General features: G+C 48.5%; 23 protein-coding genes. 15 read left to right on the forward strand and 8 right to left on the reverse strand.

Annotated elements, in window-relative coordinates:
- Positions 1 to 57: 57 nt before the first annotated feature.
- From AB6805_RS13085 to AB6805_RS13100, 4 genes are all read left to right on the forward strand, one after another.
- Positions 58 to 549 carry a DUF4240 domain-containing protein gene (locus AB6805_RS13085; protein ID WP_370909864.1) on the forward strand — a complete coding sequence of 164 codons (492 nt, stop codon included), beginning with the start codon at positions 58 to 60 and terminating at the stop codon, positions 547 to 549.
- An 18-nt stretch (positions 550 to 567) separates the two neighbouring features.
- Complete coding sequence (locus AB6805_RS13090) at positions 568 to 1080, forward strand: hypothetical protein (protein WP_370909865.1); 513 nt, start codon at positions 568 to 570, stop codon at positions 1078 to 1080.
- A gap of 24 nt (positions 1081 to 1104) precedes the next feature.
- The gene (locus tag AB6805_RS13095) at positions 1105 to 1470 is read left to right on the forward strand and encodes a winged helix-turn-helix transcriptional regulator (protein WP_370909866.1); all 366 of its coding nucleotides are present in this window, start codon (positions 1105 to 1107) and stop codon (positions 1468 to 1470) included.
- 77 nt (positions 1471 to 1547) lie between these two features.
- Entirely contained in the window at positions 1548 to 2246 is a 699-nt protein-coding gene (locus AB6805_RS13100) for a hypothetical protein (protein WP_370909867.1), read from the forward strand.
- Positions 2247 to 2251: 5 nt separating this feature from the next.
- On the opposite strand, the gene AB6805_RS13105 is transcribed toward AB6805_RS13100, so the two are convergent.
- The 3 genes from AB6805_RS13105 to AB6805_RS13115 all read right to left on the reverse strand — a co-directional run bounded on the left by AB6805_RS13105 (position 2252) and on the right by AB6805_RS13115 (position 5217).
- Positions 2252 to 4225 (reverse strand): gamma-glutamyltransferase family protein, encoded by a 1974-nt coding sequence (locus AB6805_RS13105; protein ID WP_370909868.1) that lies wholly within the window; start codon positions 4223 to 4225, stop codon positions 2252 to 2254.
- 68 nt (positions 4226 to 4293) lie between these two features.
- Entirely contained in the window at positions 4294 to 4797 is a 504-nt protein-coding gene (locus AB6805_RS13110) for a DinB family protein (protein WP_370909869.1), read from the reverse strand.
- 9 nt (positions 4798 to 4806) lie between these two features.
- Positions 4807 to 5217 carry a Dabb family protein gene (locus AB6805_RS13115; protein ID WP_370909870.1) on the reverse strand — a complete coding sequence of 137 codons (411 nt, stop codon included), beginning with the start codon at positions 5215 to 5217 and terminating at the stop codon, positions 4807 to 4809.
- A 157-nt stretch (positions 5218 to 5374) separates the two neighbouring features.
- On the opposite strand from AB6805_RS13115, the gene AB6805_RS13120 reads away from it, so the two are divergent.
- The 6 genes from AB6805_RS13120 to AB6805_RS13145 all read left to right on the forward strand — a co-directional run bounded on the left by AB6805_RS13120 (position 5375) and on the right by AB6805_RS13145 (position 11853).
- Entirely contained in the window at positions 5375 to 6886 is a 1512-nt protein-coding gene (locus AB6805_RS13120; RefSeq protein WP_370909871.1) for a sensor histidine kinase, read from the forward strand.
- Positions 6887 to 6890: 4 nt separating this feature from the next.
- The gene (locus AB6805_RS13125) at positions 6891 to 8075 is read left to right on the forward strand and encodes a DUF4407 domain-containing protein (RefSeq protein WP_370909872.1); all 1185 of its coding nucleotides are present in this window, start codon (positions 6891 to 6893) and stop codon (positions 8073 to 8075) included.
- Positions 8076 to 8109: 34 nt separating this feature from the next.
- Positions 8110 to 8808 carry a LytR/AlgR family response regulator transcription factor gene (locus AB6805_RS13130; protein ID WP_370909873.1) on the forward strand — a complete coding sequence of 233 codons (699 nt, stop codon included), beginning with the start codon at positions 8110 to 8112 and terminating at the stop codon, positions 8806 to 8808.
- Between the two features lie 275 nt (positions 8809 to 9083).
- Entirely contained in the window at positions 9084 to 9674 is a 591-nt protein-coding gene (locus AB6805_RS13135; protein WP_370909874.1) for a TetR/AcrR family transcriptional regulator, read from the forward strand.
- A gap of 37 nt (positions 9675 to 9711) precedes the next feature.
- A complete protein-coding gene (locus tag AB6805_RS13140; protein ID WP_370909875.1) occupies positions 9712 to 10590 on the forward strand; it encodes an alpha/beta hydrolase in 879 nt (292 codons plus the stop codon).
- A gap of 240 nt (positions 10591 to 10830) precedes the next feature.
- Positions 10831 to 11853 carry a sugar phosphate isomerase/epimerase family protein gene (locus tag AB6805_RS13145; protein WP_370909876.1) on the forward strand — a complete coding sequence of 341 codons (1023 nt, stop codon included), beginning with the start codon at positions 10831 to 10833 and terminating at the stop codon, positions 11851 to 11853.
- A gap of 39 nt (positions 11854 to 11892) precedes the next feature.
- Here the strand turns inward: AB6805_RS13145 and AB6805_RS13150 are convergent, their stop codons facing one another.
- Positions 11893 to 12738, reverse strand: a complete 846-nt coding sequence (locus AB6805_RS13150; protein WP_370909877.1) for a dienelactone hydrolase family protein — start codon at positions 12736 to 12738, stop codon at positions 11893 to 11895.
- 63 nt (positions 12739 to 12801) lie between these two features.
- On the opposite strand from AB6805_RS13150, the gene AB6805_RS13155 reads away from it, so the two are divergent.
- The gene (locus AB6805_RS13155) at positions 12802 to 14013 is read left to right on the forward strand and encodes an NAD(P)/FAD-dependent oxidoreductase (protein ID WP_370909878.1); all 1212 of its coding nucleotides are present in this window, start codon (positions 12802 to 12804) and stop codon (positions 14011 to 14013) included.
- 151 nt (positions 14014 to 14164) lie between these two features.
- Here AB6805_RS13155 and AB6805_RS13160 read toward each other — a convergent pair whose 3' ends face one another.
- On the reverse strand, positions 14165 to 14962 hold the full coding sequence (locus AB6805_RS13160; protein ID WP_370909879.1) for a FecR family protein: 798 nt from the start codon (positions 14960 to 14962) through the stop codon (positions 14165 to 14167).
- Between the two features lie 182 nt (positions 14963 to 15144).
- Here AB6805_RS13160 and AB6805_RS13165 point away from each other — a divergent pair, with 182 nt between their 5' ends.
- Positions 15145 to 16326, forward strand: a complete 1182-nt coding sequence (locus tag AB6805_RS13165) for a proline dehydrogenase family protein (RefSeq protein ID WP_370909880.1) — start codon at positions 15145 to 15147, stop codon at positions 16324 to 16326.
- Positions 16327 to 16389: 63 nt separating this feature from the next.
- On the opposite strand, the gene AB6805_RS13170 is transcribed toward AB6805_RS13165, so the two are convergent.
- Both AB6805_RS13170 and AB6805_RS13175 read right to left on the reverse strand, forming a co-directional pair.
- Complete coding sequence (locus AB6805_RS13170) at positions 16390 to 17706, reverse strand: RagB/SusD family nutrient uptake outer membrane protein (protein ID WP_370909881.1); 1317 nt, start codon at positions 17704 to 17706, stop codon at positions 16390 to 16392.
- A gap of 30 nt (positions 17707 to 17736) precedes the next feature.
- Positions 17737 to 20733 (reverse strand): SusC/RagA family TonB-linked outer membrane protein, encoded by a 2997-nt coding sequence (locus AB6805_RS13175; protein WP_370909882.1) that lies wholly within the window; start codon positions 20731 to 20733, stop codon positions 17737 to 17739.
- Between the two features lie 323 nt (positions 20734 to 21056).
- Between AB6805_RS13175 and AB6805_RS13180 the strand changes: the two genes are divergently transcribed.
- Positions 21057 to 21878, forward strand: coding sequence for a thymidylate synthase (locus AB6805_RS13180; RefSeq protein ID WP_370909883.1), 822 nt, complete (start codon positions 21057 to 21059; stop codon positions 21876 to 21878).
- 8 nt (positions 21879 to 21886) lie between these two features.
- On the forward strand, positions 21887 to 22378 hold the full coding sequence (locus tag AB6805_RS13185) for a dihydrofolate reductase (RefSeq protein ID WP_370909884.1): 492 nt from the start codon (positions 21887 to 21889) through the stop codon (positions 22376 to 22378).
- 17 nt (positions 22379 to 22395) lie between these two features.
- Here AB6805_RS13185 and dnaG read toward each other — a convergent pair whose 3' ends face one another.
- A complete protein-coding gene (gene dnaG / locus AB6805_RS13190; RefSeq protein WP_370909885.1) occupies positions 22396 to 24363 on the reverse strand; it encodes a DNA primase in 1968 nt (655 codons plus the stop codon).
- A gap of 144 nt (positions 24364 to 24507) precedes the next feature.
- Between dnaG and AB6805_RS13195 the strand changes: the two genes are divergently transcribed.
- A complete protein-coding gene (locus AB6805_RS13195; protein WP_370909886.1) occupies positions 24508 to 25680 on the forward strand; it encodes an acetyl-CoA C-acyltransferase in 1173 nt (390 codons plus the stop codon).
- Positions 25681 to 25979 lie beyond the last annotated feature (299 nt).

The raw sequence follows: 25979 nt of genomic DNA on the forward strand, positions 1-25979 counted from the left end.
TGCGTTTCCTATGTATATCTTACAGCTAATTCTTAATGATCATTAATTTCTACTCTTATGAATGAATTTAAATTCTGGCAGATTATTGAAGAAGCGTGGGCTGCATCCCCGGCATTACGGGATATGCGCAATACAGCATTGAAAACCAATGATGCGGTATTGATCGAAGACCTGACCGGGGAAGTATACGGCGTTATCACCAATAATATCCGGGATATCCTGCTCCAGCTGGATAAGGAAGAGCTGACAGGGTTTAATCACATCATGGAGGAAAAATTATTTCAGATCGACCGGGAAGATATCCATGCATATACCGATGGATCAGATGACGGTTTCCTTTATTGCAGGTGTTTTATTGTAGGAATGGGGAAAACGTACTATGAAATGATCGACGAAAATCCTTCAAAAGCCACCTGCGATGCAGAAGCGGAAATTGTAGGGTTTATCGGGTATATGGTATACCAGGAATTATTTGGAGAAGAATTTGAACGGTATACCAGGCATGGCATCGAAACCTGCTCAAATGCCGATGGGTGGGGTAAAGCGTAATTTAAAACAACATATCTTATGAAGGACGAAATCTATGGCATAGATAAAGATCATGCACATGCACGAGCTATTGCCCTGATACCTGAAGACTTTTTCTGGGATCCCGTTGATGAACTGGCCCCTTTCGGATCAGATGAAGGAGACACCGGGCTTGCCTCATTCCGGGAATGGCGCCGGGAATATCCTTCCACGCCTACCATTGAATGCTTAAAATGGACCATCGAATCGGTAGGGGAAATGGCCTTTGAAGAGTATAACGAAACACTGCTGGACCGGGATCTGATCATACGCATGAAAGAAGATCCCGCCTTTGATGACCAGCACTTTATTTTCACATTGGATGCTTCAGTAATTGCCGCCGGCTTTGGCCAGCTGGCAGATGAAGGCGTAATTGAAGAAGCCAATAAACCGGTGATCAATATTGCCCTTGAACGGCAAATTGCCTGGGCACAGCTCTCCGAAAGCAGTTCCTATGCGGAACAGCATATCGGGTACCTGAATATCCTGAAGCGCGTACTGGAAGAAGCATAGCGAAACCACTTTACACGGTTGATAATGATCACACTGAACAATAAAACATACACCTGCCCGGTAGATGTAACACTCGGATTTATTGGAGGGAAATGGAAACTGTTAATCCTCTTCCACCTGCATTACTTTACTAAAAAAAGTTACGCTGAAATAAGGGATAACCTGCCGGGCATCTCAGAAAAGATGCTTAGCCAGCAGCTTAAAGAACTGGAACGCGATAAGCTGATTGAAAAGAATGTGATTACCCGAAAGCCATACCGCGTGGAATACTATTTATCCACCGAAGGAAAATCACTGGCTCCCCTGTATGAATTTGTCAGCGAATGGGGAATCGCTTATCTCAAAAAACAGGGGGTTGATTATATACAGGACCAGCATCTGTATAAATAAAACGTGTTCATACCACAGGGAGAAACCGCTTAATTACTGCGTTTGTTTGCTTATCTTAAGTACACAAATGCTATGTTATGAAAAAACTACTCCTGTTATTTACGTTATGCTGTTCCTGCCTGGGTATACTCAGCGCACAAGACTCACCCTTAGGCGCCTGGAAATCAGCGACCGGCGACGTAACCAGCGTGTTGCTGATTACGCCCAACTGGTTTACAGTCACCGATTACAATAACCAGCGTTTCATTACTTCATATGGAGGAACGTGGAAACAGGCGGGTGACACGCAGGTAGATGTAGCCATTCTTTTTAACACGGCCAATGCCTCGCAGGTAGGGCAAAAAACAACCGTGCCGGTAGGCATGGAAAACGGACAACTGATCACCAGCAATCCCGGTGGCGGAAAACAGGAGTGGACGCGTATCGACGATGGTACCGGCCCGTTGGCCGGCAGCTGGCAGATTACTTCACGGGAAAGAGAAGGTAAGATGACTCCCATTCCCAACAGTGCCAGGCGCACCATGAAAATACTGACCGGCACCCGCTTTCAATGGGTAGCCATCAACCAGGAAACAGGCGAGTTCTTTGGTTCCGGTGGAGGTACCTATACTTTTGATAACGGCACCTACACCGAAAAAATTGAGTTCTTTTCCCGCGATAGCTCCCGTATTGGCGCTGAACTGTCTTTTAAAGGCAGCGTAAACGGCAACAACTGGGACCACAGCGGCAAAAGCTCAAAAGGAGATCCTATTCATGAAGTATGGACCCGCGAGTAATTTGCTTACCACCCTATTCCGTAGTCTTCTCCATGATTACTGCTGCCACCCCATAAACTGCCGTGTACACGATCCATGTAAATGGCGTTTATGGGGCCGCTGGTACGCTCTCCGAAAGTGAGGTGATAACCCATTTGCTCCAGGGCTTTGCGTGTTTTTTCGGAGGTATTATTATTGAGCAGAATGCTTCCCGGCCGCGGCTCCCTGTCTTTGATAGTAGTACCGCCTAACGACAACCACAACTGGTTGGTATTAATATTCGCAGCTTCCGTAGCCTGCTGTACGGTCATACCAAATTCCACCACGTTCAGGAAAAACTGCAAGAGGTTCTGGTCCTGCGTATCGCCACCCTGCACACCAAAAGCCAGGAAAGGCTTGCCGTCTTTCAACGCCATCGAAGGCGTAAGCGTTACCCGCGGACGTTTACCGGGCGCAATTACATTAAAAGGGCATATGGCAGAATCCAATACAAAACTCTGCGCCCGCTGGCTCATTCCTATTCCCGTTTTACCGGCAATACAGGCAGGCAGCCAACCGCCGCTGGGAGTGATAGATACTACCCAGCCATCTTTATCTGCTGCTTCCACGCTGGTGGTACCGCGCCACAGCCGGTCCATATAGGCGCTGTCGGGTGTATTGCCGGCATACAGTTGAGTTAGATCTTCCTCTGTTGACAAGGCATTGGCGGCATATTGCTGGTCCGCATTTCCATGCTGCAGCATAGTGGCGTCATGTTTAGGCACAAATCCACCGGGCTTGCGGCCGTTGCTGGTATCTGTCAACTGCTTGCGCTCTTCCAGGAAATGCAGGTAAGGATTGGTTTTGCCCATGAAAGGATAGGGATCGCCCGGTCCTGCATTGGCATCGTTTTGCGCAAGATTCATCTGTTTCGCCCTCGCCTTGCCGTATGCTTTGCTCAGCAATCCTTTGATAGCAGGATTGGTATTGAACGCAGGATCGCCGTAATAAAAATCACGGTCCGCAAAAGTGAGGTTCATGGTTTGATACAACGTATGAATATATTCAGTGGAGTTATATCCCATCGATTTCAGGTCAAAATTTTCCAGGATGTTCAGGCTTTGTAGCAGCATAGGTCCCTGCGTCCATTCCTGCAGTTTGTACACTTCTATGCCTTTGTAATTAATATGCAGCGGTTCTTCTTCCACGGGCTTCCAGCGGGCCAGGTCTTCGAGGGTGATCAGGCCGCCCTGCTCCTGGCAGCCACGTACAAATTCCTTCGCAATGTCGCCTTTGTAGAAGCGGTCGTATGCCGCCATGATGGCTTCTTTTCGGCTTTTATGCTTACGCAGTGCTTCCTGCTCGGCTTCTACCATTTTGGTGAGGGTAGCGAGGAGGTCTTTCTGCACAAAAATTTCTCCTGCTTCCGGGGCTTCTCTTTTTTCGCCGGGATGTGTCAGGAAAACAGCTTTACTGTAAGGCCACTCGTTGATGTATTTTTTACCGCGTTCAATACTGTTGGCGGTTTGTGCTTCTATCGGGTAGCCGGCCGCCATTTCCATGGCAGGCGCTAATACCTGTTTTAAACTGAGGGTGCCATATTCTGCCAGCATGTAGCACAATCCACCTGCAGTTCCCGGTGTAACTGCTGCCAGGGGACCGTATTCAGGTGGAAAGTCGTATCCTTTTCCTTTATAAAAGGCGGGAGTAGCGCCTGTAGGCGCCACGCCCAGGGCATTGATGGCAATTACTTTTCCTGTTTTCGGATTGTATATGAGCGCCTGTGTTTCTCCACCCCAGCTGAGTACATCCCACATGGTACAGGTAGCGGCAAGCATAGCGCAGGCGGCATCCACGGCGTTGCCGTGTTGCTGGAAGATCATGGCGCCGGCTGTTGCAGCCAGTGGCTTGCCGGTTACGGCCATCCAGTTTTTGCCATGTAAAGGTGGTTTCTGCGTTTGCTGTGCCTGCATGCCGGCATAACAACCCAACACGAGGGAAAGGAGGAGTAAGCGTTTCATAGGGCTAATTTATAGTTTTACGGATAAAAACAATCCGGATTTACATGAAGGGTAATGCTTCCCCGCTTTCAACGGGCATGCATTTCCAGCAGCACTTTTACCGTAACCAGCAGTTGCCCGGTATGTCGCATGGTGTGTTCTGCAGCATGAAATAGTAATCCCAATACGGTGGAGGGGAGTTGTTTTCTGCCTACGCCCCGGAAATCGGTGAGGGTGTTTTCCGGGGTGGCCGACAATTGCATCAGCGATTGATGCACCTGTGCATTGAAATGATCCAGCAAATCGTGGAGGGTGGCGCCGGGATTACCTTCACCGGCCAGGGCGGCAAATTGCTGCTGACTGAGCGCTTCCGCCCTGGCGTAGGTAAACAGCCGGTCGAGCACTCCGGTCACATGCTGAAGATGATATCCCGGCGAGGCCAGTCCCGCCGGCTTTTCCCATAAGAGTGCTTCCGGGAAATCCTGCATCAGGGTATTTATCTCCTGGTTGGCCTGCAATAACGCATGCGCCACGGGTTGCAATAATGCCGGTATGTTTTCTACCGGCCCGCTCATCCAGTATTCCGTTGCCATGATATTTTTTTATACCTCTACGGCATCATAAACGATTACTTTCTCCCATAAGTGACTACAGTTTTTAATAAACTCCAGGTGTATGGGGTGGGTTTGATAGGTGGCCTGTCCGGCGAGGTCACTGAAAAAGATCAGCTCTGATACGCCCCAGCTGTTATCCACTACGTCGCGTTTTTCGGTACTCGCTACCACGCCTACACGCAGGTCACGAACGGTTTCAATTTTCGACAGGGTTTTTACACCGGCCACCAGTTTGTCGCGGTCTTCTTTGGAATCCGGGTTCTTCAGCCAGAAGAACACATGATGCACAATCGGGTATTTCTTTTCCATATTTGTTGAGGGGATTGCTGCGGCAGCGGCAGTACCAGCGGCAAGCGCTGCTGCGGTTCCTAAAAATTTACGTCTGTTGGAAGTGCTCATATCGGGCTTGTTGAGGCGATGAAAATAATAAAGATTACCGATTTATTATAATTCTTACTGTCAAAACCGATTTCATACCGGATTACACTACTTTCATCCCATTTTGCCCCTGCTGCATGGCAACAAATGCTATTATTGCCTTAAATACATCAACCTTATGAATCAATTTAAGAAAATTGAATTTGGCATCGTAACCGCCATTTTTGTGTTGCTGATGTTTTCGATCCTATATCCCAGCATTGTGTATAATGTATTTGAATTGCAGGACATCTATGGTAGAAAATTCGACACTTACCACCAGGTATTCGATTATTACATTCATTACCTGCTGCCCTCAATGGGAAGGGTAACACTGGTATACGTGAGTTTTCTGCTGGTGAATTTTGTCATTGTACCCGAGTTCCTGGAGAAGGGAAAATGGCTGGGAGGCATATTGCTGCTGATCCCGGTAGGGTTGTTTTATTTCGCGATGATGATGGTCGCCAACTCCTATTACAACGGCTACCTGTTAGGCGTATATGACACGGTGCGGGGGGCGCATATGTATTTTGCAAAAACAGCTTTCATTACTACGGTCTTTTCCGGCGTGCTGTATGTGGCATATTATTATTTCCGGAAAGCGCTGGTGAGTATGCTGTATCCGCGCATTGCAACGGATATGGCTTTCAGGCAGATGCTCACAGAAATTTGCTGGGCTGCCGGCGTATTTGTGGTATTGTTTTGTTTGTCGTTCTCCGATTCAAGGGATATGGCGCTGATGATCTTTTTCTTTGGCCCTTCGCAGATTGCCGTATTCTTTATTCTCCGTTACCAGGTATTTCCCGCTTTCGAGGACACTCACCGGAATAAAAGCCTGCTGATCCGGGATATCGTTTTCACCATCCTGGGAAGCAACGTGTTGCTGGCATTGATATGCCGCGCACTGGTGCACCGCGACGGCGGCTGGTTTGTGGCGCTGGCATTTATCGGCATCGCGGTATCGGCGGGCATTGTACTGCCTGTTTGCTGGCTGTTGTTTAAAAGCCGCCGGAAGCAGGTGAACACGGTGGTAACGCTGAAAAAAGCGCTGGGGCATTCCACTGCCAACCTCGACTTCCTGCGTTCGCAGATCAATCCGCACTTTTTATTCAATGCTCTTAACACGCTGTATGGAACCGCCCTGCAGGAAGAGGCTGCCCGCACTAGCGAAGGCATCCAGAAACTGGGTGATATGATGCGGTTTATGCTACATGATAACCACCTGGAAAAAATTCCACTGGATAAGGAAGTAGCTTACCTGCAAAATTATATCGCCCTGCAACGCCTGCGCGTATTATCATCGCCCGATATCCTGATAGAGGTAAATATAGATGAAAGTCAATGCCAGCATGAAATTGCGCCGATGTTGCTCATCCCTTTCGTGGAAAATGCGTTTAAGCACGGCATCAGCCTGCGGCATCGCTCCCGCATCGTGATTTCCCTGAGCTGCACGACTGACCAGATCTTCTTTGATGTGTATAACAGCGTGCATCCCCGCCCGGAAAATGATCCGGAAAGGGAGGGAATGGGCATTGGTTTGAATAATGTAAAAGAAAGACTAAATTTATTGTATCCGCACCGGCACGAGCTGAGTATCCGCCACACGGCTACTGAGTTTTTTATCCATCTGACTATTGATGTTAATAAATAAGTAAATGAAAAAAGAAGAAGAAGTGGTACCCGGGCCTGATGGCATGACGCGCTTTTTGTGGTGGCTGGCCGCTGCTGATGCCGATGTTTTGCAGGAGTGTAAAACCGAGAAAGAGCGGTACCGGATCATTGGTGTGTCGGTATTGGTTACCTGGATGTTTGCCACGCTGTCGTGGGGCTATTTCTTTTCCACCATCGTAAACGATGATATGGTGGTAGCCGGGCTGGCACTGTTTTTTGGCTTCGCTATTTTATCGGTCGACCGTACCCTCATCGCCGCCATGTCACGCACCAACGGCAGCATAAAAGTAATGCCGGTAATATTTCGTTTAGTCCTCGCCGTTACCATAGGTTTGTTTATTTCCCAGCCGGTGGTGTTAATGTTATTTAAGAAAGATATTGATACCCAGCTCGAACTTGGCAAGCAGGCAAAGCTCGATGCCTACCGGGCGCAGCTGGTAAAGCTCAACGCCGGCCAGATGGCCACCCTGCAGCAATCCCTTGACCAGGGCAAGCAGCAGCTGGCGCAGAAAACCGCGGAGCTGAAAGTATATAAAGATGGTTATATCAAAGAAACCGACGGCACCGGTGGCTCCGGCAGAATAGGAGAGTCGGACATTGCCCGTGTAAAAAAATCGGCCTATCTCAAATCGGAGGAAGAACTGCAGGCGATGCAAAGGGCCTGGGAACCGCAGCAGCAACAACTGCAGGCGCAAATGGCCCGTATGCACAGCGTCGACAGTGTAAAAGAATCCGTATATGTAGGTACCCTCACCAACGGATTCCTGGCACAGATAGAAGCCCTGAATGAACTCACCGAAACGCATCCGCCGGTAAAACAACGTTATCGTCTCATTGTATTTATCATTACCCTCATTGAAGTAATGCCGTTGCTCAGCAAAATACTGATGCCCAAAGGAGAATACGATGAAAAGCTGGCTGCCGCCACTGCCCAGGGCGTGGCCTCCGCAAGGCTGCAAACAGATACCAGCCAGGAATTAATGGAACACTACCAGGCCGCCGCACTGGCAGCCGATAAGGAAACAGTGGACCACCTGTTTGAATCTACCCGCGACCTGCGCCGCGAACAGGCCGACGCCCTCGTAAAAGAGTGGCAAAGCCGGGAAAACGGCCAGTACCAGAATCTCTGGCAGCAAGCCCGGAGATTACTGCTCGGCAAAATTAGTTAGATCCCTGTATTGCTTACCCGTAAAATAGCCAAAGATGACTGCTATTGCGATAGATGATGAACCGGTGGCGCTGGCTGTTATCAAAAATCACGCTGCCAAGGTTCCCTTCCTGGAAATGAAGGGTTTTTTTACCAATGCTTTTGAAGCAATCGACTTTCTCAGCAAAGAAAAAGTAGACCTGCTCTTCCTGGATATCAAAATGCCGGATATATCCGGACTGGATTTTTTATCCAGTCTCCCTCATCCGCCCATGACGGTTTTTACTACCGCCTATTCAGAACATGCGGTGAAAAGCTTTGAGCTCGACGCGATCGATTACCTGCTCAAACCCTTTTCCCTGATACGTTTCATGAAAGCCTGCAATAAAGCCAATAACCTGCTGCAACTGAAGCAACAAAATGGCCCCGCCCCAGGCAAGGAACAAACAGACTACATCTTCGTGAAAAGCGGCTACGAACAATTCCGCATTGTACTCGATGATATCCTTTACCTTGAAAGCGCCGGCAACTATGTGAACTTCATCCTCACCGACCGCAAGCTCATCTCCCGCCTTTCCATGCAGGAAGCGGTAGACCTGCTGCCCATCGGCTCTTTCACCCGTGTGCACCGCTCCTACATTGTAGCCAATAAAAAAATTGAACGCGCCGACCGCAACTCCCTTTACATCAAAAACATTCCCATCCCCATTGGGGCGGCCTATGCGCCTGCGATTGAACGCATCTTCAATTTATAACGCGGATGTTGTCTTTCTCGCTGATTACGCTGATTATACTGATTAGTTTGATTTTTACTTTTTGATTTTATAAAGGATTAAGGGAGATAGAAGCGGATATTCGCTTTTATCTCCCTTAATTATACTATTAAAAATATATTATCAAGAAAATCAAAAAAAATCCAAAAGTAAAAATCAAACTAATCAGTATAATCAGCGTAATCAGCGAGAAAGACAAAATCCGCGCGGGAGAAATATTTGTTAGAATGGACCAATTGGTCTAATTTGGACTTCACATGGGTAAAGCAGAAAAAACGCGCCAGTTCATCATAGAAAAAGCCGCTCCTATTTTCAATAAAAAGGGGGTGGCCGGTACTTCTATCAGTGACATCCTTAAAGCTACCAGGTTGGCGAAGGGCGGCGTGTACGGGAACTTTTCCTCCAAAGAGGAAATAGTGATGGAAGTGTTCGATTATATAGCGGAAGAGGAAAAGCTGAACCTGCGGCAGGTGACCGCCACGGCTAATACTTCGGCCGGGAAATTTGAGGCGCTGTTTCAGTATTATGCCCGCTACCCGGAGGAACAGAAGATCGCCGGCGGTTGCCCGATGCTCAACTTCGGCGTGGAAGCAGATGATACCAATCCGGGGCTGAAAAGAAAGGTGAGTGAGCTGGTACTCTATTACCAGTCGCGCATCGCTAAAATGGTGCAGTATGGCAAGGAGCACGGCGAGTTTGAAAAAGACTGGGACGAACGGAAATTTGCTATCCGGATGTTTACCATGCTGGAAGGAGCTATACTCGTCAGCAGCGTGCTCGGACATAATAAACAAATGCTCGTGGTTTTGGAAGCGTTAAGAGAAGAAATCAGGCAGCATTCTCTTTAACTTTTTTTAGTTCTAAAAATAAACCAATCGGTCTATAATGCAACACCAGGTTTTACCATTGTCACTGCGGATGACCGGCGCGATATTATCCGCCATGAGCCGCCCGTTCCCGGTTACCACGGCCAAACTGTTTTACCGGCTGTACTGCACACCGCCCGCATTAAAGCTCCGGCCGGTGCATCAGCAGTTCCGCGATCAGGCGGTATTACAACATTTGCAGGTAACCAGCTATCCATTTGATAACGCTCCCCTGAAAGTAACCACCTACCGATGGGGAACCACCGGCCCCAAAGTATTACTGCTCCACGGCTGGGGTGGCAGCCCCCTCCATTTTAAACAACTGATCAGCTCACTGGTGCAGCAGGGCTACCAGGTAGTATCCTACGATGGGCCGGCACACGGCCTCTCCGGCGGTAAACGCACCAACCTGGTACAATGGATGCATGTACTGGAACAGGTGATGCAACAGGAAGGACCCCTGCACGCTATCGTTGGCCATTCGTTCGGCGGACTCAATGCCGCACTCACACTCTCCCGCAAAAATGTACACGTGCCCCGCCTGCTGATGCTCAGCACAGCATTGAGCGCTCCCGTGTTTTTTAATGAAGCACTCCGCCTGTTCCGTATCCACCCGGTGGTAATGCCCGTACTGCAGCAACTGATCCGGCAAAGACTGAAAGAAGATCTTGCTGAAATGGACCTGCACCGTTATATCAATCATATCAAAGCCGATAAAATATGGATGGCTTATGATACAACCGATACCCTCGCAAAAGCCACGGAAATAGACGACTACCTGCAGCAATACCCGGCCATACAATCGCTCCGCATCACCGGTGATGGCCATTTCCGCATCATGCGGCATGAAGCGGTGTTGCAGGGAGTGCTGGCTGTATTGGCGGATGACATAAAATAAGAAGGCATTCAACAAAAAAAACGGAATTAAAAACAGGCAGGAGTAACTGCCACGGTTATACGCTGATTTTTATCAGCGTGGCGCGCTGTCTGTATTGATATCTACTTGTAGCAGCGGCCTGTGATCATCTTCCCTTTTCAACTGCTCTTTTTTCTTCTTCTCTTAAAATTTATACGTTTAAACTTGCTTTCCCCCGTGTAAATGAATATTTTAGGAGAATGAACTTTAAAACCCACGTATATGAGTAATGTTAACAACCGCAGGCAGTTCCTGCGTCAAATGGGCGTGTACACCATGGGAATGGGAATGTTGCCCGCTATACTGGCCGCCTGTAATGAGGGGAAATCCACTAAAAGTGAAGGCGACAGCGCCGCAGCTGCCAAACCCGGCGAAGCCACTGCCCGCGAACTTTTCTTTAAGATCTCATTGGCGGAATGGTCGTTCCATAAAGCATTGTTTGCCGGTAAAATGAATCACCTCGATTTTGCTTCCCGCGCAAAGAATGAATTTGGCATTGAAGGCATTGAATACGTGAACCAGTTCTTCAAAGACAAAGCAAAGGATCAGGCCTACCTCACAGAAATGAAGAAACGCGCCGACGATCTCGGTGTTCGCAGTGTACTCATTATGTGCGATGGGGAAGGTGAAATGGGCGACCTGGATGTAAAGAAAAGAATGAAGGCAGTTGAAAATCATTACAAGTGGGTAGAAGCAGCAAAGTTCCTGGGTTGTCATGCTATCCGTGTAAACGCAGCGGGAGAAGGCACTCCGGAAGAAGTAGCCAAAGCGGCCGCGGATGGCCTCACTAAACTGGCCACCTTTGGAAAGGAACACGACATCAACGTGATTGTGGAAAACCACGGCGGCATGTCTTCCAACGGCGAATGGCTGAGCGGCGTAATGAAAACCGTGAACATGCCTAATTGCGGTACCCTGCCGGATTTGGGTAACTTCTGCATTAAACGCAGCAAGCCGGAAAGCAATACACCGGAAGCCTGGGCTAAAACCACCTGCCTCGAAGAATACGACCGGTATAAGGGAGTGGCAGAACTGATGCCTTTTGCAAAGGGCGTGAGCGCAAAAACATACGACTTCGACGCCAACGGCAATGAAGTAACCATCGACTATACCCGTATCCTCAAAACAGTGAAAGACGCCGGCTTTAATGGTTTCATGGGTATTGAGTATGAAGGCGAAAAATTATCCGAAGAAGAAGGTATCAGGAAAACAAAAGAACTGCTGCTGAGGCTCGGCGGCAAATAAAAATATTTAAGCGGAGGGAACATTCCCTCCGCTTAACACTTACAATGAAAATATTTTCTTCAGGAATGGCACCACATGGCTATATGCATCCGCAGTAGCGGCGCTGTCGAAAATGGGGTTGCTCGGATTGGCAAAGCCATGAGCCGCATCATAACGTTTAACCGTGAGCGTTTTACCTGCTTCCTGCATGTTTTTCTCAAATTCATCCACTACCTGCGGGTTAATACCTTTGTCTTTATTGCCGAAAAATCCCAGCACAGGTCCCTGCAGGGTTTTCAGTTTATTCACATCTTTTTCAGGCATGCCATAGTACATCACTACGCCTGCGTTTTGCGGCCCAGCCAGTAAACCCGATTGCAAAGAGAGTCCGCCGCCGAAGCACCAGCCAATAGAAGCTATTTTAGCCGTTTTCCCGGCGTAATTAATGGCGCCCTGCATAATGGCCTGTAATCTTTCCCTGGAGGCTCCCTGCATTAATTTAGCAGCATCTTCGCGGTTAGTGGCTATTTTCTGATCATACATATCCACAGCCAGCACATTTACTTTGCCCCCAAGGTCGTTGTACAGCTGTTCCGATTGCTTTTTGATGTAGTCGTTTACGCCATACCATTCCTGGTACACCAGCAGGTATTTATCGGAGGTTTCTTTGGCTTTGAACAGAAAGCCATGCGCAGGTGTTCCATCTGTAGCAGGAAAGGTGATGGCAGTGCCCGTAGTTCCCTGGTAGGTGAATGGCAGCGGATCTTTGTGCGCCATGCGGAATTCTTCCTGGTTGGCCAGTGCAGCAAATTCAGTGATGGCATCTGTATGGCAGCAGGGCGCCGTTTGGGAAAAAGCACTCACAGCCATCAGTAAACAACCGGTTGAGAAAGTTAGTGTTTTCATGACAGTTAATTTTGCTGACAGAAGATACGAATTTCTGGTGCAGCTTTTGTAAAATCAATAAATATGGATCTTCAGTCAGGGCACCCTTATTCATTGATCCGTAACGGCCTCCCATACAATTATCCCTGGCTGGAACAGGATCTTCGTACACACGTGGCCGTGATAGGCGGAGGCATCTCCGGCGCCTTAACGGCCTATGCCCTCACAAACGCAGGTATTCCCTGTGTGGTAGCCGATGCCCGCAGCATTGGCCTTGGCAGCACCGCGGCCAGTTCCTCGCTGTTACAGTATGAAATTGATACGCCTTTATCGGTACTACGGGATAAAGTGGGTACTTACCATGCCAACAGGGCATATGAACTGTCTGTGGCTGCTATCCACGAGCTGGAGCAGATTTGCAAAGCCCTGCATTTCCCGCATTTTGAAAGAAAACATAGTCTGTACCTGGCTTCATACCTCAAAGACGTAAAAAAATTATCGGAAGAACTGGAAGCCCGCCGGGAGCTGGGGCTGAAAATGGAGTGGTGGGATGCGGCGAAAGTAAAAGCAAAGATGGGCTTTGATGCACCTGCTGCCATCTATTCCCATACCGCCGCGCAAACAGATGCATATCTGCTTACCCATGCCTTGCATCAGCACAATATCAAACATGGTGCGCAGGTATTTGACCGTACTGCCGTGGTGGATATTGATTTCCGCCCACGCAGTGTAGTGTTAAAAACTTCACAGGGCCACCAGGTTACGGCGCGTTACCTCGTGATCGCCACAGGATATGAGGTGCTGCAATATATCAAAACACCGCTGCTGAAATTAACGTCCACTTATGTCATCGCAAGTGAACCCAATCACGCAGAAGAACAATGGTACCAGGATTGCCTGATATGGGAAACAAAATTCCCTTACCTCTATATGCGTACTACCAGCGATCACCGTATAATGGTAGGTGGGCGTGATGAGCCTTTTTATAACCCCGGCCGCCGTGATAAACTAATCCACCAAAAAGCAAAGGCCCTCGAAAAAGACCTTCAGAAGAAATTCCCCGAACTCCGCTTCCACCCCGAATTTAAATGGACCGGCACCTTTGGCGCTACAGAAGACGGACTCCCGTTTATCGGCGCTTTTGCACCTATGCCGCATACCTTTTTTGCACTGGGCTTCGGCGGCAATGGGATCACCTTCAGCCAAACAGCCGCCAATATCATCACTGACCTCATACAGGGAAAGAAAAATCCGGATGCCACCATCTTTTCCTTCAACAGGAAAATCCATTTCTAAACCAACCCCAAACCCGCTTCCATCTTCCCAAATCCTTATAAAATCAAAAAAGTAAAAATCAAGGTAATCAGCATAATCAGCGTAATCAGTGCTCAAGACAACCTCCGCTCAAGACAACCTCCGCGAAAAACATCTAACGCTAAAGCCTACACTAAAAAATAATCACTACTTTATTATCGCTAATCTTATATTTGAAATGCTGTTGTTCACCAAGATTATTCAGCACCTCTTCCAGTGAAGCATGAAAAAACGCGGCATCCGTAATCACCGGTGCTTTGGAAGCATCCCCCTTCATTTCCACTTCCACGCCAAACCATTCTTCCAGTGTGCGGGAAAGTGCCATAGGATTGGCATTATTGATCCGCAGCGTATCAGATAACCAGGTTTCCAGTTCTTCGGGATGATAGGTTTCTTTTTCCATCAGGTCGATGTCATTATTGGCCAGGATCATTTGTCCGCGTTCCAGTATTTCCGGCTGGTTATCGGTGGCAGAATGATAGGATTTTCCCACGCGGATTTTCCCGGTGAGAAGGTATACGGTGGCGCCATGCTGACTGGCAAAGGAGCGCATTTTGAATTCGGTGCCCAGCACGGTAGCCCTTAATTTATCGCTGGTAACCGTAAAAGTATCGGTAGATGGAACTACGGCAAAGAATGCATCGCCGTCGAGGATCACCGCACGGTTGCCCTGTGAGTAATTGGCAGGTACTTCCAGTACAGAAGCGGAGTTGAGTATTACCCGGGAGCTGTCGGGCAGCGTAACAGCAGTACGCCGGCCGGTGGCGCCTTTATAGGTCTGGTATTCGATGCCCGGCGTTTTCAGGTTCACAGGTGCGTTTTCCGGTGCTTTTGTCTGGCAGCCGGTGATGACTATTCCGCCCGTTAGTAACCATGCCAGCGAACAGCGGCTGAAGAAACAACGGGAAATAGTATCAGGTTTAAATAGCATATTCCGGGAATTTTGTATGTATCTTAAAAGATCTAAAAGTAATAAAATAAACAGCGGCAAAAGGGTATGCTTAAACAATTTCTGAGAAGCAATAGACAATATCTGTTAACGCTGTTAAAAAGATATACTGATATTATAATGATTTTTGTTTAGAAGCCGGACGCACCCTAACTTTGCGGCCCATGGAAAAGCAGCTACCTTTATCATTTGATAATACCGCTATCGCATTTGAGGCAAAGACCGACAAGGCACTGAAAAAAGCCAACTTTCTCTTTAGTAATATCGGGAAGCCCTGGCTGGTAAAATTGGGCGCCGTGATGACCCCCATTGCCTTTAAGCTGGGATTACCCATAAAAGGAATTATTAAAAGCACCATTTTCTCACAGTTCTGCGGTGGCGAAACCCTGGAAGAAGCAGCTACCACTGCACTGCAACTGGGTAACTATCATGTAGGGGTGGCACTCGACTATGGCGTGGAAGCCATGGAAGGAGAAGAAAGCTACGATGCGGCTGTTCCTGAATTCATCCGTGCCATTCAATATGCTGCCTCCAGACCCGATATTCCTTTCATCGCGATAAAAGTGACCGGCTTTGCCCGGTTCGATCTGCTGGAAAAAGTACACCGCAAGGAAACTTTAACGCCCGCCGAACAAGAGGAATATACCCGTGTACGCAACCGTGTGCACGCCATCGCTGAAGCAGGCGCCCGTCATAATGTGGCCATCCTCGTGGATGCAGAAGAATCCTGGATCCAGGACCCGGTAGACGCACTCACCGATGAAATGATGTCGTTATTCAACAAAGGAAAGGTAATCGTGTACAACACCTTCCAGATGTATTGCCACGACCGTTACCCTTTCCTGCAGGTGTCCCTGGAAAAAGCCGTAAAGAACGGCTACCTGCTGGGCGCCAAACTGGTGCGCGGCGCCTACATGGAAAAAGAAAACAAACGCGCTGCAGAGAATAATTATCCAACGCCTATCCAGCCAAGCAAGGAGGCTACGGATAAGGACTATGATGCTGCTGTAAAGTTCTGCATCGATAACCTCGATAAGCTCGCGGTTTTCATTGGCACGCACAATGAAAACAGCTGCATGTTTGCCGCCAGGCTGCTCCACGAAAAAGGACTGCCGCATAACCATCCGCATGTAAGTTTTTCACAGCTGCTGGGCATGAGCGACAACATCACCTTTAACCTGGCACATGCCGGTTATAATGTTAGCAAATACCTGCCCTATGGTCCGGTAAAAGAAGTAATGCCTTACCTGATCCGCAGGGCGCAGGAGAACACCTCCATCGCCGGGCAAATGGGCCGCGAACTGGCGCTTATCAGGAAAGAAATGAAAAGAAGAGCCATGGCATAAATCATAAAAAAGCGAAGCGCATCCCGGATGCGCTTCGCTTTTTTATGGATAATACTATCAGTTTTAAATATTGCTTTCACTCTGCGGCAACGGATACCTCGGCCACACATCATCATCGGGCCTGTCTTTAGGCAATGTTCCCAACAGGTTATATCTCCTTACATCTATCCAGCGATGCCCTTCCATAAACAGCGAATAACGCCTGTTATACAACAGTTCAGTAATTAATGCATTTTGATTAGCACCACCGGCATATGGCGCAAGGTTATGCGCTGTGCGTATGCGGTTGAGCGCCACAATAGCGTCGGGCAAGGCATTTGTTTGAATCTTGGCTTCTGCGTATATCAATATCAATTCCTCGTTCCGTATAATGCTGATGGGCGCGTTTAAAGAGCTCCATACTATCACATCGCGGTTGCCGGTTAAACCACTCTGGCTGGCGGATGAAGTTCGTACTGATGTTTTCGAGATGCGGTCATCGCCTGGCAGGATATTAGTAGCAAAAGAAGGATGCGCTACTCTTATTTCCCCGTTGCCATTTGGCGGGAGGTACATGGTATTGGCAAGATCGCCGCCATTGGTGGAAAAGGCATGATAAACGCCCCTGTTTAAAGCGCCGTTCAGGTCAAAGAAGGATTCATTGAGCGCGGTCAATGCATTGCTCCACTTCTGTTGATAGGTATACACCCTCGCGGCAATGGCGCGGTTAAATTTAAGCAGGCCCGCGGCGTCTTTAAATCCCAGGAATCCATCCGACAAAGGAAAAATAACCTCCGATCCGGTCAGGTCGGCTTTTCCTTCATCCAGGAATTTCAAGATAGAATCCATCACCACAGAAGGGTTGGTAATAACAGGTCCGAGGGTAGCGCCAGTGGGAACAGGGATCCGTACGCCATTGGTATTCGTCATGTTGAGATTCAGTAACAGTTGGTAGCCGATCAGCGTTTTGGCAAATCCTGTAAAGGCTTTCTTTTGCACATCAGACGCTACTTCTGTCCGGGTGTTGTTGATGGCATCCAGTAAAATGAAACACTGCCTGGCTACCTGGTAGCGGCCCGACCAGGGGTTGGTAATGTAAAAGGTGTTATTGTCCAGCTGTTTGGAACCGCCGCCCAGCAAATCGGTGGTGTACCGGGGTTCTGCACCGGAGAAACGGTAAATTTCCCGGCCAATAATACCGGTACCATCGAGGTAAGCAGAGAGGCTGTTACGCATGCCGGATTCGGCGCCGGTTACCAGGTTAAACAGATCGCTCCTGGAAGGATCGGTAGTGATGCCGCTTACCACGGGTGTATTCAAACTGTTGATCTCTCCTTTCTGGCAGGCGTTCATCACCAGCAGTAAAAGAGCGATCGCTGTTATTGAAAGATACTTTTTCATATGTAATGTTTTTAAGCAGATGGAAAATGATCAGAAATCGACGCCAACATGAAAGCTGGCCCTTTTAGATGCAGGGAACGGCATAACATCCACTCCGGTTGATAACCCGTTACTGCCGCGGGTTTGAGCGGTAGTAATGGTGTTACTTCCGAAGTTGGATACTTCCGGATCATAACCCACGTACTTTGTCCATGTAAAGAAATTATTGGCAGATACGCCCACACGGATTGCTTTCAGCACGGATGTATTTTTCATGGGAATGTTGTAATAAAGACCGATCTCACGGATACGCACATACGAAGCATCCTGCACATAAATGGAAGCATCGCCTGCGCCGGGGCGGTAAAGCCCTGCCTTGGTGCCTTTCATCTCATCGTCATAATCAAAAGAGGTAGCTCCTGCATCGGTGAGCAGCTGCGTAAGGTTAATGTTGTCGCCGCCTTTTTTCCAGTGGATGAGGAAACGCAGGGAGAAGTTTTTGAACACGGTTAATTCATTAAAGAAGCTCATCTGGAAATCCGGTTCAGCATTTCCGATCAGCTTCAGGTCGCCGTTTACGATACCTTTGAGCTGTGTGGCGGGTTGTCCTTCTTCCAGGTAAAAAGTACCGAGTGAGTTACCAAAGGCGCCAATGGCATAGGGAGGAATGATCAGCTTGGTGACTTTGGAACGGTTTTGCCACCAGTTAATGCTGCTGTTCCACCGCACATTGGGCTGGTTCACGGGTATCAGGTTTAATCCCAGCTCTATTCCTTTATTTCTCAGGTCACCACTGTTTTTCCATTCAGTAGCATAACCGGAAGAACCGGGAAGCGCATGACGCAGTAATACGTCATAAATCTTTTTGTTATAGTAAGTTGCTTCCAGGCTGATGCGGCCATTCAGTACGCTTACATCCAGCCCGGTTTCAAATTCTGTTTGCCGTTCCGGTTTAATATCCGGATTGCCCTGCTGGTTTTCTACCAGCACGCCGGGGAAGCCGCCGATATTGCTGCCGAGCATCTGGGTAAATTTACTGCCATAGGGAGGTACGTTGCCGGATTGGCCATAAGCTGCGCGCAGCTTGAGATTATCCACGCCGGCTACCTTCCAGAAATCCATTTTGGCAATATTCCAGGAAACAGATCCTTTGGGGAAAACATAATATTTCTGGTATTCGCCGTTGTTGGTGGACCGGTCGAAACGTACGCCGGCACTGAAAGTAATGGCGTCTATCAGGGAAAGGTCTTCCTGGATAAAAATACCGTTATCGCGGTATTTCTGGCGGAATTGCCGGGTAGTGGTGTTGGCGCTGGCATCCAGGTTACTCTGGCCGGATACCAGGTTGGTAGCTACGGTAACAATATTGTCGAGATAACCGGTTTCCAGGGTAGCGCCGGCAGTACTGGTTAAACTGAGCTTCTCGCTTGGCGTAAACGTATTCACTATAAATCCGCCGATGTTGGTATTGGTGTTGTTGGTATTGCCCTGGATGGAATGTCCTTGCTGTCCGTTCTCTTCAAACTGGAGGTTGCGTGGAAACAAGGCGGTGGTTTTGAAATTGAAGTAATCGATACCACCGCGTCCTACCAGCCGGGTAGTGGAGCGGTCGCTTTGCTGTAGCCGTATCTCAATATTACCACCACCAACAAAGCGGTTGGTTTGTTCGTTGTTGATCATGTTGTCGCGCGTTTCCAGCGGGTTGGAACTGGCGAAGCTATTGCGCGGATACTCACCCAGCGCGTTGGGGAACAGGTTTACAAAATCGGGCGTGGACGACAACGCCACACCGAGGGAAACGCCGTTGTTATCGTTATTGGTGAGCCCCCTGTCGGCGGAAGAGTTGATATAGTTGGTAGTAACGCCTATGGATATACGATCGCTCACCTTATGATCCACATTCAGCCGGATGGAGTTGTTGAAATAGCCGGTACCTTTTACAATGCCGTTTTCCTGTCGCCGGTTGCCGGAAAGATAGAAGGTAGTTTTTTCACCGCCGCCACTAAGGGACACACCGGTGTTCAGCACCAGTCCGGTTTGACCGAAAAGCTCTTTTTCATAGTCAAATATCTTCCCGGCATTCTTTGCCTCGGTGAACTGCGCCTTGTAAGCAGCGCGCTTCGCCTGTACGTCAGGATCGGGGTTATCGGCAGTACCTGCAAGGTCGGCCGCCGTTTCTGGAGTAAAGGTGCGGACGCCCATCAGGTGCCGTACTTTGGTAAAACCGGTTTCCTGGTTGAGGGAGACTTTCGTTTTTCCTGATTTACCTTTTTTGGTAGTGATGATGATCACGCCGGCAGCAGCTTTGGCGCCGTACATAGCGGCGGCGGAAGCGCCTTTCAGGATCTCAATGTTTTCAATGTCTTCCGGGTTGAGGTCCGCAATACGGCTGGAAGGGTTGTCCTGGTTGTTGGGACTGCCCGAGGTAGCAGCGCCGGTTACATCGTTCAGTCCTGCGGGAATACTGCTGTTATTGAAGAAGATACCATCTACTACATAGAGTGGCTGCGAGTTGCCAAATACAGAAGTGATACCGCGCATTTTTACAGAGATTCCGCCGCCGGGTGCGCCGGAATTGGCAGTTATCAGTGCGCCGGGCACCTTACCGCTGATGGCTGCGTCAAACGTTTGCGCAGGCGCCACCCCGTTTAATTGCGTGCCGGAAATAGTAGCTACCGCATTGGCAAGATTACTTCGCTTTACATTGGTAGCTAACCCGGTTACCACAATTTCATCCAGCCGGGCGAAATCTTCTTCCAGGCTCAGGTTTATTACGTTGTTACCCGGTGTAAGATTGATCGTTTTGGTTTTATAACCGGTATAGCTCACCATTAAACTGGTGGTGCCGGCCGTGATGGCCAGCGTATAATTGCCATCTGCATCGGTAATGGTCCCTTTATTGGTGTTGGGAATGCGTACGGTGACGCCCGGAATGGGTTTGCCGCTGACGGCATCCCGGATTTTTCCGGTGATATTTTGCTGCGCAAATAGTGCCAGGGTACTGCATAGGCATAGCAGTACCAGCAAGCTTGATTTTGGTAGAAGCATAGCTTGTAATGGTTTAGATAATGAATGATGATTAAAACGAGGTTACAATATCATGTTGCTGATTATTTTTCTGGTTTATAGATAGTACAGATCGTGATTTGATTTTGGTTGTTTATAGCGTTAATTTGTTGCGATCCTTGCGCAAGGGGTACTACAGGTTTTTCATCATCATCTCTGATGGCAAGGACTTCTCACTAAGCCGATCTTGTTGTAACGTAAAATGATATAGCAGATTACGAAATTTTAAGGGTACTTCCGCTTTTTTTCTTTGACTTAAATATGTTATATTTTTTCAACTGGAAAACTTCGTAAATTGCGACCTTATGGAGCAGTATTTATCTTTATTACAACATATTATCCGGGAAGGCGCGGTAAAAACAGACCGCACCGGCACCGGCACTACCAGCTGTTTTGGCTACCAGATGAGATTCAACCTGCAGGATGGTTTCCCCGTGGTGACCACCAAAAAGCTGCATCTCAAATCGATTATATATGAACTGCTCTGGTTTTTAAGAGGAGATACCAACACCGCCTGGCTGAAAGAACATGGCGTAAGCATCTGGGATGAGTGGGCCGATGAAAATGGCGACCTCGGACCCGTGTACGGAAAGCAATGGCGCAGCTGGGAAACCCGCAGCGGCAAGGTAATAGACCAGATCACCGAAGCGGTAAATACCATCAAAAATAATCCTGATTCCCGCCGTATTATTGTGAACGCGTGGAATGTGGGCGAACTGCCGGAAATGGCGCTCAGCCCCTGTCATTGCCTGTTCCAGTTTTACGTAACCCCTGCAGATCCTGCAAAAGGCGAAACCCGCGGTAAACTGAGCTGCCAGCTGTACCAGCGCAGCGCAGATGTATTCCTGGGCGTACCTTTCAATATCGCCTCCTACGCCTTGTTAACCATGATGATGGCGCAGGTGTGCGACCTGGAAGCCGGCGACTTTATCCATACTTTCGGAGACGTGCATTTGTACAGCAATCATATAGAACAGGCCAACCTGCAATTAGGCAGGCAACCATTCCCGCTTCCGGTGATGAAGATCAACCCGGACGTAAAAGATATTTTCTCCTTTAAGTATGAAGATTTTGAACTGGTGAATTACCAGTTTCACCCGGCCATTAAAGCACCGGTAGCCATATAACTTCCCATATGCGTATATCCATTATCGTAGCCGCTTCGGAAAATAACGTAATCGGTATCAACAATATGTTACCCTGGCGTTTACCGCTGGATCTTAAATATTTTAAATCCACCACATTGGGAAAACCCATTGTAATGGGACGTAAAACATTTGACTCCCTGGGCAAACCATTGCCCGGCAGACCCAATATCGTGATCACCCGTCAAACGGATTTTCAGCCGGAAGGTGCATATATAGTGCGTTCTATAGAGGAGGGGGTTGAAAAAGCCAGGTCATTCGGTGGTGATGAATTGTTTATCACCGGCGGCTCGCAGATCTTCGAGCAGGCGTGGGCGTTAGTAGACCGGATCTATCTCACCCGCGTATATGCGGTTGTGCACGGGGATGCCTTTTTCCCACAGCTGGATGGCGCCGAATTTGAACTGGTAAGTGATGAACGCCATGAGGCAGATGAAAAAAATCAGTACCCGTTCTCCTTCCAGGTATGGGAGCGGATTTAAGACACTAACGTTAACGGCTATTTGAAAATAACGGTGCCCATACCGTTCGTGAGTTCCTTTTCCAGGGAGTTGAGGTGCTTCTGCATTTCAAGGCAGTTCAGGATCTGGTCCATGTCTGTCGCTTTCTTAGCCTCTTCCTGGTTTTCGTGGATCAGCTTCTTGATCTTACGCAGAATAAGATAGTTGGTGGTGGAGATAGTATCTCTCAAATAGGCATTATCACCGTATACGGTATCAATCTCGAAACGGTCTTTCCAGTTAATACTCAAATCGGCTTCTTTATCTTCCAGTATATTGGCAATCTGTTTGGACAGCTGCTGGTCTTCATGATACAGGAACCACCGTTTGTCCTGCAGGTTCCCGGCATCGTACAATGCTTTGTATTCCCTTAAAATCCTTTTCACCAGCTCACTTTCCGCCAATGCTTCGAAATCGTAGGGGAGGTGGAACACATAGTCGGCTACGGTGTTGTTTTCTTCTTCGCTGAAGGGTTTATCTCCAAAACGCAGCAGGATCTTCACCAGTTCTTTTTCCTGTTTTTCATGCCCGTTGATGAGCGAGTCCACTGAAATGCCTGTTTCAGCAGCTTCCATGGCGGCAATAGCTTCTTCGCTGAGGCCGTCATCAGTCGGAGCGGGGTTGTTACGCGCGTAAGCCTGCTCGCGTTTAACGAGGCGGTCGCGGATAAATTTATTGACCAGCTGGATCAACCCCTGCTCATCGATATGGAGTAACTGGCTGCACTGACGGATATAATCCTGCTGCCGGGTAAAATCTTCCGCCTTATCAATTTTCGAAATGGTTTCAGCGATTTCATTTACCAGCTGCGATTTTTTATTACTGTCGGTGCCGGCTTCCTGCATGCTCAGCTGCAGCTTGAACAGTACAAAGTCCTGCTTGTTATCTTTAATGAATTCACGGAAGGCTTCCGCACCGATCTTTTGCACATAGCTGTCCGGGTCTTCTTTGTCCGGCAGCAATACCAGCTTCACGTTCAATCCTTCTTCAATGGCCATGTCCAGCCCGCGGAGCGCTGCTTTCACCCCGGCGCTGTCGCCATCGTAAAGGATGGTGAGGTTATTGGTATATTTCTTAATCAGCCGCAGCTGGTCCTGTGTAAGGGAGGTACCGCTGGAGGCCACCACGTTTTCCACGCCTGCCTGGTGCAGGGAAATTACGTCGGTATAACCTTCTACGAGCAGGCACTCATTGAGTTTATCAATGGCGTGCCGGGCAAAATAGGTACCATACAGTACCCGGCTTTTTACATAAATTTCGTTTTCGGGAGAATTGATGTATTTGGGCGCCCGGTCTGATTTTACCAGGATACGCGCCCCGAAGCCCAGTATTTTTCCGGACTGGTTATGAATCGGGAATATGACCCTGCCGCGATAGTTATCGGCAGGTTGATCGTTCCGGATGGTAACCAATCCTGTTTTTTGCAGGTATTCCAGGTTGTAGCCTTTGTCCAGTGCCGATTTGGCAAAAGAGTCAAAGGTATTCAGACAGTAGCCCAGCTGGAACTTTTTGATGGTTTCTTCCGTAAATCCTCTTTCTTCAAAATAACTTAGGCCCACATTCTGGCCTTCATCTTTATTAAAAAGGGTATCGGTAAAGTACTCCCGGGCGTAGTTGTTGATAATAAACAAACTATCCGCCATCAGCTGGTGCTGCTTCAGTTCGGGGCTTACTTCCGTTTCCTCCAGTTCTACCTGGTACCGTTGTGCCAGCCACCGGAGCGCTTCTACATAGGAGTACTTTTCATGCTCCATGATAAAGCTGATGGAATTGCCGCTGGCGCCGCAACCAAAGCATTTATAGATTTCCTTTCCGGGAGATACGGTGAAAGAAGGGGACTTTTCGTTATGAAATGGACACAGCCCTAAGTAGTTGGCGCCTCTTTTTTTCAGTTTAACGAAGGAACCCACAATTTCCACAATATCAATGCGGCTGAGGATCTGTTGTATGGAGTTCTGAGATATCACGGTTTCGTAAATGCAACTGCAAACATACGGGAAAATTAGGATTTGGAGAGAAGGGGATCAGCATGTAGGCGTGGTTGCTGTTCCCGGCAACTTTTCCTTATATTTGGTAGATTATAAACTAGCCAAATCAATCTTATTTATCAGATGAAAGAAGTATTTATAGTAGCCGTGGCCCGTACGCCCATCGGTTCGTTCAATGGCGCACTGGCAGGTATTCCGGCCACTCAGCTTGGCGCTCAAGTTATTAAAGCGGCACTGGAAAGGGCTGGTATCGCCCCGGCAGAAGTAAATGAAGTATATATGGGCAATGTGCTGAGCGCCAACCTCGGCCAGGCGCCCGCCAATCAGGCCAGTCTCGCTGCAGGCGTGCCTAACAATGTTCCCTGTACCACGGTAAACAAAGTATGCGCTTCCGGTATGAAAGCCATTATGCTGGGCGCCCAAAGTATTATGCTGGGCGACAACGACGTAGTAGTGGCCGGCGGCATGGAAAACATGAGCGCAACCCCTTACTACCTGGATAAAGCCCGTACCGGTTATAAACTCGGACATGGCGCCGTTACCGACGGCATCATCCGCGACGGCCTTTGGGACCCTTACAAGGATTTTCATATGGGCAACGCAGCAGAGCTGTGTGCCACCGAATACAAAATTACCCGGGAAGACCAGGACGCTTACGCTATTGAAAGTTACAAGCGCGCGGCCGCAGCCTGGGAGAAAGGATATTTTAAAGATGAAGTGGTGCCCGTACAGGTACCCGGAAAACAGGTGGTAACGGTGTCCGAAGATGAAGACTATAAGAAAGTCATTTTTGAAAAAGTACCGTCCCTGAAACCAAGTTTTCAAAAAGACGGCACCATCACCGCTGCCAATGCCTCCAACATCAACGATGGTGCGGCAGCAGTAATACTGGTGAGCGGCGAGAAACTAAAAGCGCTGGGATTAAAGCCACTGGCAAAAATTATCAGCTTTGCCGATGCTTCACAGGCGCCGGAATGGTTTACCACTACGCCGGTAAAAGCTATCAACAACGCACTGAATAAAGCTGGCCTGAAAATCAGCGACATGGATGTGGCGGAAGTGAATGAAGCATTTTCCTGCGTGCCTATCGCCAACGCGAAAGACCTGGGACTGTCGCTCGATAAAGTGAATGTATGGGGTGGGGCCGTAGCCATGGGACATCCTATTGGTTGCAGCGGTGCGCGGATTGTGGTAACATTAAATGCAATTCTGCATCAGCAGCAGGCGCGTTATGGCGTTGCAGGGATCTGCAATGGTGGCGGCGGCGCCAGCGCGATCATTATAGAAAGAGTTTAATCACAGGCCGTCAGCTGCCGGTTTTTTCGAAACCAGCAGCTGACGGCTGATTTATTTTAATCTTACAGCAGTCGGGGCCGTTATGGCATTGCCGGTAACCGGGTTAATACTCTTTGGATACTTCTTGGATACTTCTCCGATACTTCTCAGTTACTTAGGAGTAGCGTATGTGTCGTACTCCCTATATACTCCCCATATAGTCCCCCTATACTCCCCATATAGTCTGTCTCGTCCTAATATAGCTATACAGTTGAAGAAATAATCCTGAATCTGTTTTACAGAGATACATATAATCCTGA

This window comes from Chitinophaga sp. RCC_12 (assembly GCF_041360695.1).
Taxonomy (GTDB): Bacteria; Bacteroidota; Bacteroidia; order Chitinophagales; family Chitinophagaceae; genus Chitinophaga.

Bases quoted from the DNA above. Each gene is read 5' to 3' on its own strand.
- AB6805_RS13085 (WP_370909864.1), top strand. From the start codon at position 58: ATGAATGAATTTAAATTCTGGCAGATTATTGAAGAAGCGTGGGCTGCA.
- AB6805_RS13090 (WP_370909865.1), top strand. From the start codon at position 568: ATGAAGGACGAAATCTATGGCATAGATAAAGATCATGCACATGCACGA.
- AB6805_RS13095 (WP_370909866.1), top strand. From the start codon at position 1,105: ATGATCACACTGAACAATAAAACATACACCTGCCCGGTAGATGTAACA.
- AB6805_RS13100 (WP_370909867.1), top strand. From the start codon at position 1,548: ATGAAAAAACTACTCCTGTTATTTACGTTATGCTGTTCCTGCCTGGGT.
- AB6805_RS13105 (WP_370909868.1), bottom strand. From the start codon at position 4,225: ATGAAACGCTTACTCCTCCTTTCCCTCGTGTTGGGTTGTTATGCCGGC.
- AB6805_RS13110 (WP_370909869.1), bottom strand. From the start codon at position 4,797: ATGGCAACGGAATACTGGATGAGCGGGCCGGTAGAAAACATACCGGCA.
- AB6805_RS13115 (WP_370909870.1), bottom strand. From the start codon at position 5,217: ATGAGCACTTCCAACAGACGTAAATTTTTAGGAACCGCAGCAGCGCTT.
- AB6805_RS13120 (WP_370909871.1), top strand. From the start codon at position 5,375: ATGAATCAATTTAAGAAAATTGAATTTGGCATCGTAACCGCCATTTTT.
- AB6805_RS13125 (WP_370909872.1), top strand. From the start codon at position 6,891: ATGAAAAAAGAAGAAGAAGTGGTACCCGGGCCTGATGGCATGACGCGC.
- AB6805_RS13130 (WP_370909873.1), top strand. From the start codon at position 8,110: ATGACTGCTATTGCGATAGATGATGAACCGGTGGCGCTGGCTGTTATC.
- AB6805_RS13135 (WP_370909874.1), top strand. From the start codon at position 9,084: ATGGGTAAAGCAGAAAAAACGCGCCAGTTCATCATAGAAAAAGCCGCT.
- AB6805_RS13140 (WP_370909875.1), top strand. From the start codon at position 9,712: ATGCAACACCAGGTTTTACCATTGTCACTGCGGATGACCGGCGCGATA.
- AB6805_RS13145 (WP_370909876.1), top strand. From the start codon at position 10,831: ATGAGTAATGTTAACAACCGCAGGCAGTTCCTGCGTCAAATGGGCGTG.
- AB6805_RS13150 (WP_370909877.1), bottom strand. From the start codon at position 12,738: ATGAAAACACTAACTTTCTCAACCGGTTGTTTACTGATGGCTGTGAGT.
- AB6805_RS13155 (WP_370909878.1), top strand. From the start codon at position 12,802: ATGGATCTTCAGTCAGGGCACCCTTATTCATTGATCCGTAACGGCCTC.
- AB6805_RS13160 (WP_370909879.1), bottom strand. From the start codon at position 14,962: ATGCTATTTAAACCTGATACTATTTCCCGTTGTTTCTTCAGCCGCTGT.
- AB6805_RS13165 (WP_370909880.1), top strand. From the start codon at position 15,145: ATGGAAAAGCAGCTACCTTTATCATTTGATAATACCGCTATCGCATTT.
- AB6805_RS13170 (WP_370909881.1), bottom strand. From the start codon at position 17,706: ATGAAAAAGTATCTTTCAATAACAGCGATCGCTCTTTTACTGCTGGTG.
- AB6805_RS13175 (WP_370909882.1), bottom strand. From the start codon at position 20,733: ATGCTTCTACCAAAATCAAGCTTGCTGGTACTGCTATGCCTATGCAGT.
- AB6805_RS13180 (WP_370909883.1), top strand. From the start codon at position 21,057: ATGGAGCAGTATTTATCTTTATTACAACATATTATCCGGGAAGGCGCG.
- AB6805_RS13185 (WP_370909884.1), top strand. From the start codon at position 21,887: ATGCGTATATCCATTATCGTAGCCGCTTCGGAAAATAACGTAATCGGT.
- AB6805_RS13195 (WP_370909886.1), top strand. From the start codon at position 24,508: ATGAAAGAAGTATTTATAGTAGCCGTGGCCCGTACGCCCATCGGTTCG.